We start from the raw sequence: 15,067 nt of genomic DNA, 5'->3' as shown, positions 1-15,067 counted from the left end.
AGAGCAAAGCGAAGAAACTCTATTTAAATGCCACATTCGCTTTGCTCTATTTGATAAACTCAACAACAGAGAAATCATGAAAAATTTACTAGTGTTAATTACATGCCTTTTGGTGTGCGGGGCTTCTTTTGCCCAAAAATTAAATAAAGTTTCTGGCAAAATAACAAATGAGAAAGCCGAAAACGTACCGTACGCCATTGTTAAACTAGTAAGCTTGCCAGATAGTGCGCTTGTTAAAAGTGCATCGGCAGATTTAGATGGTGGTTTTGTTTTAGAAGATGTTAAAACTGGAGATTACCTACTGTTGATAAATATGGTTGGATATAAAAATTCAACAACTGCAAAATTTGTAGTTAGTCAAGATGTAATACTTCCGACAATTAAAATAGAAAGTTTAACCAAACAACTAAAGGAAGTTACCATACAAGGCAAAAAACCTTATATAGAACATAAAGTAGATAAAACGGTTTTAAATGTGGAAGGTAGCATTGTTTCATCGGGCAATAGTGCGTTGGAACTTTTAGAGAAAGCACCAGGAGTTACAATTGATCGTCAAAATGACCAGATTAAATTGAATAATAAATCGGGTATTACGGTTATGATTGATGGTAAAACCAACTTTTTATCTGGTGCAGATGTAACTACTTTGCTGAGCAATATGAGTAGCGATCAAATTGCAACGATAGAATTGATTACCAATCCGTCTTCAAAATACGATGCTGCTGGTGCAGCAGGAATTATAAATATTAAACTAAAGCGTAATAAGGCTTTTGGTACTAACGGAAGTTTATCATTAAATACTGGTCAAGGCGTAATGCCTAATTTCCCGAAAGATATGTATCGCGTTGGTTTGAGTTTAACTTTAAACCATAGGGTAAACAAATGGAATGTTTTTGGAACAGGTGCTTTTAATAGAAAAGTAGCTTATAATACAACAAACGTACTTCGTAATACTTTAACCAGTAGTTTGGCAAGTTCTTTTAATCAGAATTTTTTAAGAAATACAAAAGGTGTTGCTTACATGGGTAAATTGGGTGCAGATTATTACCTGTCTGATAAAACAGTTATTGGCGTAATGGTTGATGCAAATACGATAAATACCAAGCTGGATAATGTTAGTCAAACACATATTAATGAAATGCAAAACAATGTTGCAACTACTAATTCGGTTAATCAATTGGCACTTTCAAATTCTCCAGTAGGAAATGTTACCGCAAACTTTAACCTAAAACATGATTTTAATAAAGAAGGAACAAACTTAACTTTCGATGCGGATTACTCTGGTTTTAGTAATGAAAAGAATGATAATTTTAATGCGAAATATGTAGACAACGCAGGGTCTTTAACCAAAACCACTGATTTAAGAAACTTTACTGACGCTCAAATAGATGTTGTAGCTGCAAAATCTGATTTTACCTGGGCAGTAAACAAAACAATAAAAGTAGAAGCAGGTTTAAAAAGTAGTTATGTAGTTACACATAATGAGTTAGTTTCAGAACAATTTTTAAGTGGAGCTTGGCAAAACGATGTGGGAAAATCTAATAACTTCATTTATAAAGAAAACATTAATGCAGCCTATACTAACTTTGCTAAAGAATGGAAGAAATGGCAAATCCAATTAGGATTAAGAGCAGAATACACACATTCTAATGGTAATTCTGTAACGAGCAATAAAGTAGTGGACAGAAATTATCTATCTATCTTCCCAACATTTTTTGTAAACCAAACCTTAAATAAAGACAATAGCATTAATTACTCTTTCAGTAGAAGAGTAGATCGTCCAAATTATCAGCAATTAAATCCATTTGTTTTTTACATGGATCCTTATGCATTGGATGAAGGAAATCCGTACTTAAAACCACAGTTCACCTATAATTTTGAAGTTGGGTATAACTATAAAGAAGTATCATTCTCTTTAAATTATGCTGATACTAGAGATATGATTACTCAAATTAGTCAGCAAAATGAAGAGACAAGAATTATTAATGTAATTCGTAAAAACTTAGGAAGAGCACAAACCTATTCTGCCAGTTTATATTTCCCTGTTAAGGTGGCTAAGTTTTGGAGAATGCAAAATAACGTAAGTATGTTTTTCTTGAAATTTGATGATGGCAATTTAGAAGGCGCAAAATATACGGCTAATAAAGTAGCTTATAATTTAAATACTAATCAGTCATTTACTTTACCTCAAAACTTTTCATTGGAAGTTAGTTTTTGGTTGAATTCGCCAAGCATACGTGGAGTAGAGCAAACTACAATTACGCAATATGCGGTAAATGCTGGTATTCAGAAAAGCCTGATGAATAAGAAACTGAAAATTAGATTGAGCATGGATGATATCTTTTTAACCAACCATTGGGAAGGGAAATTGCAATATCAAAACGTGAACTTAAATGTTGTTAATCACTATTTAAGTAGAAGAGCTGCGTTTACAGTTAATTATGCTTTTGGAAATCAGAATGTGAAATCTGCAAGAAATAGAAACACAGCAACAGATGATATTAAAGGTAGGGCAGGAAGTAATTAACTTTAAAAAACAACAACATGAAAAATAAACTTTATTTAATCGCACTTATTTGCGCTATGCTAGCAGCATGTAATTATAATGGATCTAACCAATCTATTAGCGTTAGAAAAACAGAAGCGGCATACAATTTTGAAGCTTCTTATCCCGAAAGGAAAACCGCAAAAGTAATAGCATACATTGAAAGCACTTTAAAAGATGATCATCTTTTCCCTACTGAAAAAAGTAAATTGAATTCGGAAGTTGTACTAACAGATAGCACTCGGTTTTATTTAAAAGCGGAACCAGGTTATATTGTTATCGATGTGAAGAAGCAAAAGAACTCTTTTACTTCTTATCAAAAGATGGAAGAACTATGTATGGGTATTAAAGATGTAATTAGCGAAAATTAAAAAGGCCGATGAAACATCAGTCTCTATGTTAAATTTAGGTGCGGCAGAGATGCCGCACTTTTATTATGTACTATCTTTATTTAACCGTATAACGATAAACTGCTCTGCCTACATTTCCATTTTTATCAATACCTTCTACTACGGCACGGTAAGTTCCTCTGCCATCAGCATTAAAAAACTCGAAACTCACATTGCCTTTATCATCCGTAATTAATTTAGGATTCCAATAAATGGTAGTGCGTAAATCGCTATTTGGGTATGTAACCGATGGAAGATATTTTGGAGAATAAAACTCACGTTCTTTGCTATATCCCATTGGATTAAAGGTAATGATGTTTGTTTTTGGTAACATATCCATCAACTCTTGTTTGCTTATTTTCTTACCAACTGGTGCTTTTTTAGTGTTAATTACCAATACCCCTTTTGTTCCATACATTCTATCCACCGTTCCTAAATCATCTTTTAAAAATATTTCTACAGACTCAACTTCGGCAGCATTTACACTATTAACTTCTATAGCATCTACTGGATTTCCATTAATAAAAATTTGAACTGGAGTTCTCCCACCTTGATTATAATCTCTAGAAATATAGAATTTATCAATATCAAAAGTTAGTCCAGTAGCCATTGTTTTTAAACAAGTTAAAAACTGAGCACATCCAGTTGTAAGACGATCTCCAGTAATTAAATGATCGGGTATAGAACTTAAACCTGATAAAGCGCCATGGTCTGCATGACTTGGTTTTTTAACCGCTGCACCTTTAATTTCTACCGTTTTAAGGGTGCGTAAGTATCTGTATTGTTTCTGACTGTTACTTAAATAGGCAGAAAGAACGGTATCAATATTGGTTACTTCATCTGCTACGTTACTATTTTTTGCAGCGCCAGCAGTAGGAATTCCATCTAACATAATCATTAAATTAGCCGCATTAGCATTGTATTTAGCGCTAACTACTACTTGCGAAGAGTCTGGGAAAGTTAAATTCTGAAAATTAAATAATCCCATGTTACTTGTAACAGTTTCTGAAGAAATGGGTTTGCCTGGAACCATTAAACGCATGGCGCCCTTTTTTATCGGCATGCCCGTACGATCTCTCAATGTACCTGTAATGTTAATTCCTTGTTCTGGTAAATACGTAACAGCGGGATAATGGCCAGCCAAAATATCTTTATAAGTAAATCTGCGATATCCTTGTGTAAGCATCAACTTATCTAAATCAGCTAGTTTCTTCTCGTCAGTTTTGGTGAAATAGTAATTAGGTTTTTCGATGTAGCCTTTTAAATCTGAGGTAAGCAACAACGAACTTAAAATAGTGGTTTCGTTATTTTCATCTACAGGTACTTTTTGTTCATCAATAACCGACACAGAAAAATCGCCAGCAGTTGGTAAGCCAGCACTTTTAGCATCTAAAGTCATTTTTACTTTTTGACGAGGTTTGTAAACAGGTAAATCTGATTTAACAGCCAAATTCATTGCATCTGTATGCAAAACAAAAACTAATCGTTCACTTAATGGCTCATTATTAGCATTAAACAATGTAATTTGAACAATCCCCGATGGGAAATTCTTTTTAGGAATTTTAGTGATAATTACTTGATTTTTAAGATTGGCTTTAGCTGCATAATAAATTACACTAGAGTTTTGCGCTACAACAAAAAACGATTTATCTGTATTAGCTTCATAAAATGAAGTATTGGCTAATATTTTAAGGTTAATAAACTCTGCGTTCGAATTAATTACTTGCAAGCTGATACCCGAAGCAGCAGCTTTAGGTAAATCGTAAGTTTTTATAGTACCATCTTTAAATGTAACCTTAGCTTTGTAGTTTTTTCCACTTTCTGGAGTAATATAAAACGAACCCATCCCCGCGTAAGAAGAAGTGAACGTAGTCAACTCATTATTCTGATCGTCTATAATAACTCCCTTTGCATCAACTCCTAAACCCGAAACTTTAAGCGCTTTAAAACCAACTTGATTAGGTATACCGCTAATTAATTGTCCTCCTTCTGGGAAAAACTGAAAATCAACGTTATTAGCAGTTTGTTTTAAGTTAAAACTAGCACTTGCCACTTCCTTATCAGCAATATTAATATCGGCTATGATTGTTCCTTTTGTAATAATCTCTTCGGTTTTACTGTTTACCACAACATTTAAAATACCATTTTGGTCTGTAGTTCCTTTACCTCTTAACACAACATCGTAATTAGAAATAACTTTCCAGTTTACGGTTTTATTCGCATAGGGTTTCTTAGCAGTATCTTTAAATTGAATTTTAGCTGTGGTTTTTAAATTCTTATCGCTCTGCTCATTACTATATGAAATATTGGTGATTAACTGTTTATCAATTGCCTCGCCAAGCACAATGGTTTTCGTAAAGAAATAATCATTACTAAAGTTCAACATCCATAAGGTATAGGCTCTCACATAATAATTTCCCTGCTTATAATTTTGCATGTTAAGCGGAATATTTCCATACGCAACACTATTTTTAATGGGTAATTTAACAGTTTGCACTAAAGAATCTTGCGCATTCCAAACTTCTACATACACTATTTTACTTAGGGGCGAAGGTAAATTTTGCTCTATCGTAACATAGGCTTTAAACCACATGGTATCTGCAACTGCATAATACGGTTTGTCAAAATGCAGATAAACTTTCTCTACAGGTTGTTCATCAGATAATCTTTTAGTCTTTGTAATGATGTTGTTTAACGCAATACTATCCTGTTGTGCAAATGCAGATAAATTAAGGACAAAGGTAAAAGCGACTAGCGTAAAGAGAATTCTCGTAAATTTCATCAAATTGGATTAAGCGTATGAAACGTTTGCTAATATATTGATTATTGATTGATGGATAAGCATTGTAACCAATCTTTAACATATTTTTACAATTGAAATTTAAGGCAAAAAGAAACGGATGCCTTGTTTTCAAAGCATCCGTTTCGCTTTTTAGAGCAGGTCGTCATTGCGAGTCTCCGATTTTTCATCGGGACGAAGCAATCTTTCTAATCATGAAAGATTGCTTCGTCGCTACGCTTCTCGCAAGGACGATTTGATTATGCAACAGTCCTTAAGACTATCATTTAATCGAACTCAGTTTATTATTTAAATTCAATCACAAATTCTGATAACGGCTGACGAACTTTTTTCAAGTTAACTAACCAATCACCAGCTTCATCGCGATAGCCTAAAGCTATAATTGCAACACTTTTTAATCCTTTTGCTTTTAATCCTAAAATTTCATCGTATTGCGCATTGTCAAATCCTTCCATTGGTGTTGCATCTACTTTTTGTATCGCTGCTTCGGCCAATGCTATTCCAAAACCAATATAAGCCTGACGAGCTGCATGGTTAAAGTTTATTTCTTCACCTCGTGGAACATAATTGCCAACTAACATTTTTTGGTAGTCAGTTGTGCTTTCTGGTGGCGTACCGCGTTCGTTGTGTGTGTGCGCAAAAATGCCATTAATCCTATCTTCAGTATAATCATCCCAAGCTGCAAAAACCAAAAGATGAGACGAATCTATAATTTGAGATTGGTTAAATGAATGTGGTAACAATGTTTGTTTTAAATCTGGGTTAGTTACCACAATAACTTTATAAGGTTGTAAGCCAGAAGAAGTTGGTGCTAAACGAGCAGCTTCTAAAACCTGATCTACTTTTTCTTGTGGAACAGCCTTGCCGTTCATTTTTTTAGTGGCATAACGCCAATTAAGTGCTTCTATTAAACTCATTTTATTTATATCAATTTTATAATACAAATGTGATTAATATAAATTGATCTCTTCTTGATGTATGATAAGTAAATTGTCATTTTAGGCGTAATGACAATTAGATTGCGAAATGGATTTTTGGCCACAGATGCGCACAGATAACACAGATTTTTTAGAATAGATAAATATTTAAGCCTAAAATCTGTTAATCTGCGGCTATCAATTCTTCAACTTTGCTCTAAACAACTTCTCCAACTTCTCCATTTTAGGTAAAATCACCAAACGACAATAAGGAAGCTCACCATTCTTTATAAAATAATCTTGATGATAATTTTCAGCCACATAAAAAGGTTCAGCTTTTACAATAGTAGTTACCACAGGTTTTCCAAAAGCATTATCCTTATTTAGTGCCGCTTTATATTTCTCAGCAGTCTCTTTTTGTTCATCACTATGGTAAAATATTACCGAACGATACTGCGTACCAACATCTGCACCCTGTCTATTTAAAGTTGTAGGATCATGGCTTTTCCAAAAAACCTCTAACAATTCATCGTAACTAATTTTTGCAGGGTCATAACTAACCTCAATAACTTCAGCATGATTAGTAGTTCCAGTGCAAACTTCTTCATAAGTAGGGTTAGGAACATCGCCACCTTCATAACCAGATTTTACACCCGTAACGCCATTTAAACGTTGAAATAAAGCTTCAGTACACCAAAAACAACCCATTCCGAATGTTGCTTTTTGTAGTTTTTGTTTTTGAGCGTCAGCATCTTGCATAGATAAAAGAATTAAAACCATAATTGTGATATATTTCATCTTGATTTATTTTACTACGTAATAATACGTAAAACAAGATATTAAAGTTTCTTAAAATTAAAAAAGGACTTCCCTTTGATAATGTGTATTTTTAATTGCGAATTCATTAATTTGTTAATAACTTAACCTATTGTTATATAGTTTGTTTAGTAACAAAAAACAGAGCGATTGAGTTTTATTAACATATCTTTTCTAAATTTAATGTTCATTTAATAAAAATATTATGTCTACACCGTATATCCCTTGCCTTGATTTAGGTACATACATCAATGGTAATGAAGAACAACGTAAAAAGTTTTCTGACGAATTAGGAAGAGCTTTTAACGATTCTGGTTTTGTAACCATCACCAATCATGGCGTAAGTCAAGAATTGATTGATAAATTATATAAAAATATTAAAGGCGTTTTTGCTTTGCCCGTAGAAACCAAACGCAAATACGAAAAAGTAGAATTAGCTGGTCAGCGTGGTTATACAAGTGCTGGTAAAGAAACTGCAAAAGGAGCTAAAACAGCAGATTTAAAAGAGTTTTGGCAAATTGGTCAAGAAGTAAGCGACGGCGATGCGATAAAAACTGAATATCCTGATAATGAAGTATTAGAAGAAATACCAGAATTTAATCCAGTAACCAGAGAAATTTATCAGAAACTGGAAGAGAATGGTAAACATTTATTACGTGCCATTGCAACCTATTTACAGTTGCCAATTAACTATTTCGATAAACACGTGCACAATGGAAATTCTATTTTAAGAGGGATTCACTATTTCCCAATTGAAAACCCAGAAGCATTACCAGATGATGCTGTACGTGCAGGAGCACACGAAGATATTAACTTAATCACCTTATTAATTGGTGCAAGTGCCGATGGTTTAGAAGTTTTAACACGTAGCGATGAGTGGTTGGCTATTAAAGCAGAACATACAGATATCGTTGTAAATGTTGGCGATATGTTGCAACGTTTAACTAACAATAAATTAAAATCTACTACGCATAGAGTGGTAAATCCGCCACGAGAATTGATGAAAACTTCACGTTTCTCAGTTCCATTTTTCTTACATCCGCGTAGCGATATGGATTTAACCTCATTGAACTCTTGTATCGATGCAGAACATCCAAAAGTATACAGCGATATGACTGCTGGAGAATATTTAGATGAAAGATTAAGAGAGATAGGGTTGAAGAAATAAGCTTTCGCTATTCTCTGAATGACAAGTAAAAAAGGGTTTCACATTGTGAAACCCTTTTTGTTTAACCTTTTTGAGAAACATTGTTTTTAAAACTAATCACATTTTATCTACTTTGCCATCCTCATCTATTAATTTGATGTTTTTGATAACGAGGGGCTAGATTCTTCGCTTGCGCTCTATCTATTTCTTTCCTTTATCAATTGCCCTATTAATTGCATCTTGTATGCGAGGGCGAATATTCATTCTGCCTAATTGTTCGCTTACCGTTGGGTTAACACGATTAGATAAAAAGATGTAAACTAATCCCCTAGATGGATCTACCCAAACACCAATCCCTGTATAACCCGTATGCCCAAAAGTTTGAGAAGATGCCAATTCTGATGGATATTTTTTAGTCAAATCTGGATCCCAACGGTCAAAACCTAAACCTCTTCTGCTAACATTAGATTGTTTGCTGGTAAAAGTTTCTACGGTTTGAGGTTTAAAATATTGTTCGCCACCGTAGGTTCCTTTATTTAACAGAAGTTGATAGTAAATGGCTAAATCGTTAGCGTTTGCAAATAACCCTGCATGACCAGCAACGCCACCTTTTAAGGCTGCGCCTTGATCATGTACATAACCTTCTAATAAGGTTTTTCTAAACACCTGATCGTCTTCTGTTGGTATGATTTGATCTTTACTGAAACGATTACGCGGCAAATAGCCTGTGCTATGCATCCCCAATGGGGTATAAAAATTATCTAGCACATATTGTTCTTCGGGTTTTTGGGTAATATGCTCTACGATATCTTGCATTACGTACATGCTAATGTCGCTGTACACATACGTTCCACGTGTTTTTATAGGCGAGTTTAACATTTTTGGCCACATAAAATCGCTAAAAAACCCTTTTCTTATGTAATATCTATCGGCTACTTTGGTGGGGAATGCGGCTGATGAATCTCTAGCATAATCGCCTTCTTTTATGTAGTTATGAAAAGGAATGTACGGAATAAAGCCTGCTTGATGCAGCATTACTTCGCGAACATTTATGGCGTTCATTGGTGTATTACGAGCTCTTGGAATGTAATAGCCAATGTTGGTGTCTAACTTCAATTTACCTTCCTCTACTAAACGCATTACGCTTGGGGTAGTTGCTGTGATTTTGGTTACAGATGCTAAATCGAAAATATCAGTTACTTTATCTGGCATCACATTATCGTAGGTATGGTAACCGAATGCCTTATTGTAAATCACTTTACCATCTTTAGCTACTAAAACTACCATGCCTGGCGATGCTTTTCCAGCAATTCCTTCGGCAACAATTTTATCAATTTCGTTTAAATCTTCACTGTTTACATTCGCGTCTTCTGGAACGGTATATTTTAAACGTGTAACTGTGGTTTTAAAACCAGAACCTGCAGTATATTTTCCAGAAAATACTTTGCTTAATGTTTGTTGTGCAGCTATTCCGCCAAAAATGATTTGAGGAATAACCATAGCGGCTTCGTTGTTATTTTGTGGGCTCCAAACTATAGGTGAGTTTAAATTATCAAATGAACCTAGGCTTTTTCCATCGCCGAATACGGCTAAAACTACATCTTTATGTTTTGCTACATCGCTTATAAAGTTTAAAAAGCGACCGTTAGTTGCCATTTGATCTGTAATAGGGATGATAACAGTGGTGTAATATTTCAAATCGTCGGCTAAATCATTTAGCGTAGCTGAATCACGGTATTTTTCAGCGCTTAGTGATTTTACATCAGCATATTTATTTAATAAACTATCAAATGATGATTGGTATGCAAAACCTAAGTTGATGGAAACGAATTTTTTATCTGCCAGTTTAGTAACGGGAACAAAACCTTGTTGATTGTTTAATAAAACCGAACTATTGGCAATGGTAGTTATGTTTTTTAATCGGTTTTCGTTTTGTTTGTGATCTTGGGCGCATGCACTTAAAGTAAAAATTAGGATTAAACAAGCGGCGATTGTGCCAATTAGGTTATTTGTTCTCATATACTTTTTCTCCATTTAGGTAGGTTTTTAATACTTTGTTTTGTAATATCTGTTGGTGATTTGCTTTCATGATGTCGTTTTCTAGGATGACGAAATCTGCAAATTTGCCAACTTCTAGGCTTCCTTTTTCTTTTTCTTCAAAATTTGCTTTTGCTGCCCAAATCGTCATTCCTCTTAAAGCTTGCTCTGGTGTTAAGGCGTTTTCCATTTGAAATCCACCTTGTGGGAAATCTTTAGCGTCTTCTCTTACTGTTGCTGCATAAAAAGTAAGCATTGGGTTTATTTGTTCGACCGGGAAATCGGTTCCTAAAGGTATCCAACCATTTTGATCTAGTAATTGTTTGTAGGCGTAGGCACCTTTTACTCTTTCTTTTCCTAAACGATCTGCAGCCCAATACATATCTGATGTGGCATGTGTAGGTTGTACAGAAGGCACAACGCTGGCACTACCAAATAGGTTAAAATCGCTTTGTGCTACAACTTGAGCGTGTTCTATTCGCCAACGCTTGTCATTTTTGCCGCCTAAAACTTGGTTGTATATTTTTAAAATGGTACGGTTTGCAGAATCGCCAATAGCGTGTGTACACATTTGAAAACCGTGTTCGTTAATTTTTTTTGCTACTTCTTCAAAGTGTTTACTATCACTTAACAGGAAGCCAGATTTGTTTGGCATATCACTATACGGATGTAATAAACAAGCGCCACGAGAGCCCAAAGCGCCATCGGCATATACTTTGAACGAGCGCACATTTAGTCGATCTGTTTTTATTTTACCACGTTTAAATAAGTAATCGTAGTTTTTTTCGGCATCTGAAAGCATCACATACAAACGCATTTTTAGTGTTTTGTTGTTATGCATTTTTTCGATAAACTCAACTGCATCAAAATTTAAACCGCAATCATCAATTGTAGTTAAGCCAGCAGCGAAACAGTTTTTTTGCGCATCTAACAACATCTTTGTCGCTTTTTTCTCATCTGGAGGAGGGATTTTATTTGCAACTAATTCTACTGCATTATCTACAAGTAGGCCAGTTAATTTTCCATCTTTTTCTACAATCTCACCTCCAGTAAGTGTAAATGATTTGGTAATGCCTGCCGCATTTAAAGCACTTTGGTTTGCAATAGATGCATGTCCATCAATTCGTTCTAATAAAACCGGTCTGTTCGGAAACAATTCGTCCAGTTTTTCTTTACTCGGAAATTGTTTGTTTTGCCAATCGTTTTGGTCCCAACCTCTGCCAGTTAACCAACCATCGGGATGTGTTTTTGCAAATTCAGTGATACGATTTAATACACCTTCCCAGCTTGTTGTTCCTGTTAAATCTGCACTTTGTAAGCTTTCGCCGTAGCCAAAAAAGTGAGCATGTGCATCAATAAAACCTGGGTAAACTGCTTTTCCATTTGCATCTACTTCTTCCGTTGCACCATATTGTTTAAGAATATCAGCACTGCTACCAACGGCTAAAATTTTGCCATCTTTAACAGCCATCGCCTCTGCTATATCAAATTTGTCGTTGACGGTATATATTTTTGCATTATAGATGAGTAAATCTGCTTGTGGTTTGCCGCAACCAAATAAAATTAGCAGTAAAGCAAATAGAGGGAGTATTCGTTTCATCTTTTAAAGATATAAATCAGTTTACAGTTTTTAAGTAACAAAATTAACCACAGATAAAAAAGGATGAACACAGATAAATGTTTTTTTATCTAAATCTGTGCGCATCTGTGGTGAAAGAAATAGCAATTTGACAATTAGATTAGCCTTATTTTCGCTAAATTAGCGCCCTTACTCGAGAATATAAATGTCTGATATTATACAACTTTTACCCGATAGTGTTGCCAATCAAATTGCAGCAGGAGAGGTGGTGCAAAGACCTGCATCAGCGGTAAAAGAATTACTAGAAAATGCCATAGATGCAGGTGCGGATAAAATACAATTGATTGTTAAAGATGCTGGAAAAGCCCTAATCCAAGTTATAGACAATGGTTGTGGCATGACGATTACGGATGCTAGAATGTGTTTTGAGCGTCATGCAACTTCTAAAGTTCGCAAAGCGGAAGATTTATTTGCCATTCGTACCATGGGTTTTAGGGGTGAGGCAATGGCATCAATTGCTGCGATTGCGCAAGTAGAAATGAAAACCAAACGCCATGAGGATGAATTGGGTACATTGATACAAATTGAAGGCGCTTCTTTTATTAAACAAGAACCTGTTGCTACTGCAAATGGCACCAGTATTTCTATAAAAAACCTTTTTTACAACACACCTGCTCGACGGAATTTTTTAAAGAGTAATCCGGCAGAAATGCGTCATATTATTGATGAATTTCAACGCGTTGCATTGGCAAAACCACACATCGCTTTTAGCTTACATCACGATGGGTTAGAAGTTTATCGCTTGCCAGCATCTGCCATGAAACAACGTATTGTGCATTTGTTTGGTAATAATTACAACGAGCGATTAATTCCGGTAGAAGAAGAAACAACCATTATTAACCTAAAAGGATTTATTGGGAAACCAGAATTCGCCAAAAAAACCAGAGGAGAACAGTTCTTTTTTGTGAATGATCGTTTTATTAAGGATGCGTATTTAAATCATGCAGTAAATAAAGCATATCAAGAATTATTACCTGATGATAACTTTCCGTTGTATGTGTTGTTTATTGATATTGATCCTGCAAAAATTGATGTGAATGTTCATCCAACTAAAACTGAGATTAAATATTTGGATGAAAAATCAATTTATGCGATTATTCATTCGGCAGTAAAAAGATCATTAGGTAGATTTAATATTAGTCCGACTATTGATTTTAACCAAGAAACTGGTTTTAGTAATATGATTAGTCATAAAGCGCCAGAAGATATTGTGCCACCTAGCATTGCTTTTAATCCAGATTTTAATCCTTTTGGCGCAGAAAAAGCAATTAATAGTGGAGGAGGCGGTTCTTATCAAAGAAGCCCGGGTCAAAGCATGGCTCCAAGTAAAAATTGGGGTTCGTTGTATGAAATAAGTAATCATCATGTTCCAGAGCAAGTTTCTATAGATTTAGGAAATCAGAAAGATGATCAATTTGAGCCTGTTCAAAAGCAATTTATGCAGATACATCATCGTTATATTGTTTCTCAGATTAAATCGGGAGTAATGATTATCGACCAACAAGCTGCACATGAACGAATTTTATACGAACGATTTTTGTTGCATTTGGACGATAGAAAAGGAGCATCGCAACAAAGTTTATTCCCGCAAACAGTAACACTTAGTCCTAACGATTATGAGTTGGCCAAAAGTTTACTAGATGATATTAAAAGTTTAGGTTTTGAAGTAAGAGAGTTTGGTAAAAATACTTTAGTAATTGAAGGTATTCCAGTTGATTTAGGGAGTACAAATATTAATGAAACTCAATTGTTTGAACATTTAATTGAGGGTTTTAAAAACTCGCAACAAGAACTTAAATTAGATAAACGAGATGCATTGGCCAGAAGTATGGCGAAAAATAGTGCAATAAAAGGAGGGACGGCTTTAAGTCAGCAAGAAATGAATACCTTAATTGAAGAACTTTTTGCCTGTAAAACACCTAATTTTAGCATTAGCGGAAAACCTGTTATACAAACAATGGCTTTAACAGAAATTGCTCAGAAATTTGATAAATAAATATGAATAATCTAAATATACCGCCAGTTGTAAAGAATTTACTCATTATTAATGTGATTTTCTTTATTGCGACTCTTATGTTTAAAAACGGTGATGAATTTACATTGGTAAAGTATTTGTCTGTATTTTATTTCGATTCACCTTTCTTTAAACCATGGCAACCCGTTACTTATATGTTTATGCATAGTCCAGTCGACTATTTTCACATCATATTTAATATGTTTGCCCTATACAGTTTTGGAAGTGCCTTAGAAGTAAGATGGGGAGCAAAAAAATTCTTTGTCTTTTATTTTGTGACAGGGTTAGGTGCTTTGGGGCTACAATGGGCTGTTCAAGCTTATGAGGTTTATTCGGTTTTAGGAAGCATTACATTTGATGTTACTCAAACTCTTAACATAAGTCCGGATAAAATGCAACTCCTTAATGATATTTATGCCGGACCAATGCTTGGTGCTTCTGGTGCTATCTTTGGTTTGCTGGTTGGTTTTGGTATGCTCTATCCAAATGCGGAGCTATTTATTATGTTTATCCCAGTGCCAGTAAAAGCGAAATATATTATTCCAATTTATATATTGGTAGAATTATTCTTGGGCGTTGGTAAGTTTCAAACCTCGGTAGCCCACTTTGCCCATTTAGGCGGGGCTTTAATTGGCTTTATTTTAGTGAAACTCTGGAAAGATAAAAATACCCCTTACGATTATTATGGTTAGCAATTTGTGGCTTGATTTTAAATTAAAGTTTTTTAAATCTGATAGTGTTGTGTTACCATACATTGGTATTA

The 15,067-nt window shown here is 34.6% G+C and carries 10 protein-coding genes; 5 read left to right on the top strand and 5 right to left on the bottom strand.

Annotation, left to right across the window (positions count from 1 at the left end; genetic code table 11):
• Positions 1-76 precede the first annotated feature (76 nt).
• Both GM921_RS09340 and GM921_RS09335 read left to right on the top strand, forming a co-directional pair.
• Positions 77-2,527 (top strand): outer membrane beta-barrel family protein, encoded by a 2,451-nt coding sequence (locus GM921_RS09340; RefSeq protein ID WP_182922381.1) that lies wholly within the window; start codon positions 77-79, stop codon positions 2,525-2,527.
• 17 nt (positions 2,528-2,544) lie between these two features.
• Entirely contained in the window at positions 2,545-2,916 is a 372-nt protein-coding gene (locus GM921_RS09335; protein ID WP_182922380.1) for a hypothetical protein, read from the top strand.
• 76 nt (positions 2,917-2,992) lie between these two features.
• Here GM921_RS09335 and GM921_RS09330 read toward each other — a convergent pair whose 3' ends face one another.
• The 3 genes from GM921_RS09330 to msrA form a co-directional block, all read right to left on the bottom strand.
• Complete coding sequence (locus GM921_RS09330) at positions 2,993-5,716, bottom strand: carboxypeptidase regulatory-like domain-containing protein (RefSeq protein WP_202985646.1); 2,724 nt, start codon at positions 5,714-5,716, stop codon at positions 2,993-2,995.
• Positions 5,717-6,018: 302 nt separating this feature from the next.
• On the bottom strand, positions 6,019-6,651 hold the full coding sequence (locus tag GM921_RS09325) for an NAD(P)H-dependent oxidoreductase (RefSeq protein ID WP_182922379.1): 633 nt from the start codon (positions 6,649-6,651) through the stop codon (positions 6,019-6,021).
• A 198-nt stretch (positions 6,652-6,849) separates the two neighbouring features.
• Entirely contained in the window at positions 6,850-7,449 is a 600-nt protein-coding gene (gene msrA, locus GM921_RS09320; RefSeq protein WP_182922378.1) for a peptide-methionine (S)-S-oxide reductase MsrA, read from the bottom strand.
• A 223-nt stretch (positions 7,450-7,672) separates the two neighbouring features.
• On the opposite strand from msrA, the gene GM921_RS09315 reads away from it, so the two are divergent.
• Entirely contained in the window at positions 7,673-8,635 is a 963-nt protein-coding gene (locus GM921_RS09315; protein WP_182922377.1) for an isopenicillin N synthase family dioxygenase, read from the top strand.
• Positions 8,636-8,815: 180 nt separating this feature from the next.
• Here GM921_RS09315 and GM921_RS09310 read toward each other — a convergent pair whose 3' ends face one another.
• Together GM921_RS09310 and GM921_RS09305 are read right to left on the bottom strand one after the other, a co-directional pair.
• Positions 8,816-10,648 (bottom strand): serine hydrolase domain-containing protein, encoded by a 1,833-nt coding sequence (locus tag GM921_RS09310; protein ID WP_235969815.1) that lies wholly within the window; start codon positions 10,646-10,648, stop codon positions 8,816-8,818.
• The gene (locus GM921_RS09305) at positions 10,620-12,251 is read right to left on the bottom strand and encodes an amidohydrolase (RefSeq protein ID WP_182922376.1); all 1,632 of its coding nucleotides are present in this window, start codon (positions 12,249-12,251) and stop codon (positions 10,620-10,622) included. Before GM921_RS09305 ends, GM921_RS09310 begins: the two co-directional genes overlap by 29 nt.
• A 184-nt stretch (positions 12,252-12,435) precedes the next feature.
• Between GM921_RS09305 and mutL the strand changes: the two genes are divergently transcribed.
• Positions 12,436-14,286: a DNA mismatch repair endonuclease MutL gene (mutL, locus tag GM921_RS09300; RefSeq protein ID WP_182922375.1), complete on the top strand. Its 1,851-nt coding sequence runs from the start codon at positions 12,436-12,438 to the stop codon at positions 14,284-14,286.
• 2 nt (positions 14,287-14,288) lie between these two features.
• Positions 14,289-14,996, top strand: a complete 708-nt coding sequence (locus GM921_RS09295) for a rhomboid family intramembrane serine protease (RefSeq protein ID WP_182922374.1) — start codon at positions 14,289-14,291, stop codon at positions 14,994-14,996.
• Positions 14,997-15,067 lie beyond the last annotated feature (71 nt).

Origin of the sequence: Pedobacter planticolens (assembly GCF_014172375.1) — a bacterium.
In the GTDB taxonomy this organism is placed as follows: Bacteria; Bacteroidota; Bacteroidia; order Sphingobacteriales; family Sphingobacteriaceae; genus Pedobacter; species Pedobacter planticolens.
The sequence above is the reverse complement of the archived record's forward strand: the minus strand, read 5'-3'. Positions and strand labels throughout refer to the sequence as shown.

Coding starts and splice junctions, on each gene's coding strand:
- msrA (WP_182922378.1), bottom strand. CDS start 7,449: ATGAAATATATCACAATTATGGTTTTAATTCTTTTATCTATGCAAGAT.
- GM921_RS09325 (WP_182922379.1), bottom strand. CDS start 6,651: ATGAGTTTAATAGAAGCACTTAATTGGCGTTATGCCACTAAAAAAATG.
- GM921_RS09340 (WP_182922381.1), top strand. CDS start 77: ATGAAAAATTTACTAGTGTTAATTACATGCCTTTTGGTGTGCGGGGCT.
- GM921_RS09305 (WP_182922376.1), bottom strand. CDS start 12,251: ATGAAACGAATACTCCCTCTATTTGCTTTACTGCTAATTTTATTTGGT.
- mutL (WP_182922375.1), top strand. CDS start 12,436: ATGTCTGATATTATACAACTTTTACCCGATAGTGTTGCCAATCAAATT.
- GM921_RS09315 (WP_182922377.1), top strand. CDS start 7,673: ATGTCTACACCGTATATCCCTTGCCTTGATTTAGGTACATACATCAAT.
- GM921_RS09295 (WP_182922374.1), top strand. CDS start 14,289: ATGAATAATCTAAATATACCGCCAGTTGTAAAGAATTTACTCATTATT.
- GM921_RS09330 (WP_202985646.1), bottom strand. CDS start 5,716: ATGAAATTTACGAGAATTCTCTTTACGCTAGTCGCTTTTACCTTTGTC.
- GM921_RS09335 (WP_182922380.1), top strand. CDS start 2,545: ATGAAAAATAAACTTTATTTAATCGCACTTATTTGCGCTATGCTAGCA.
- GM921_RS09310 (WP_235969815.1), bottom strand. CDS start 10,648: ATGGAGAAAAAGTATATGAGAACAAATAACCTAATTGGCACAATCGCC.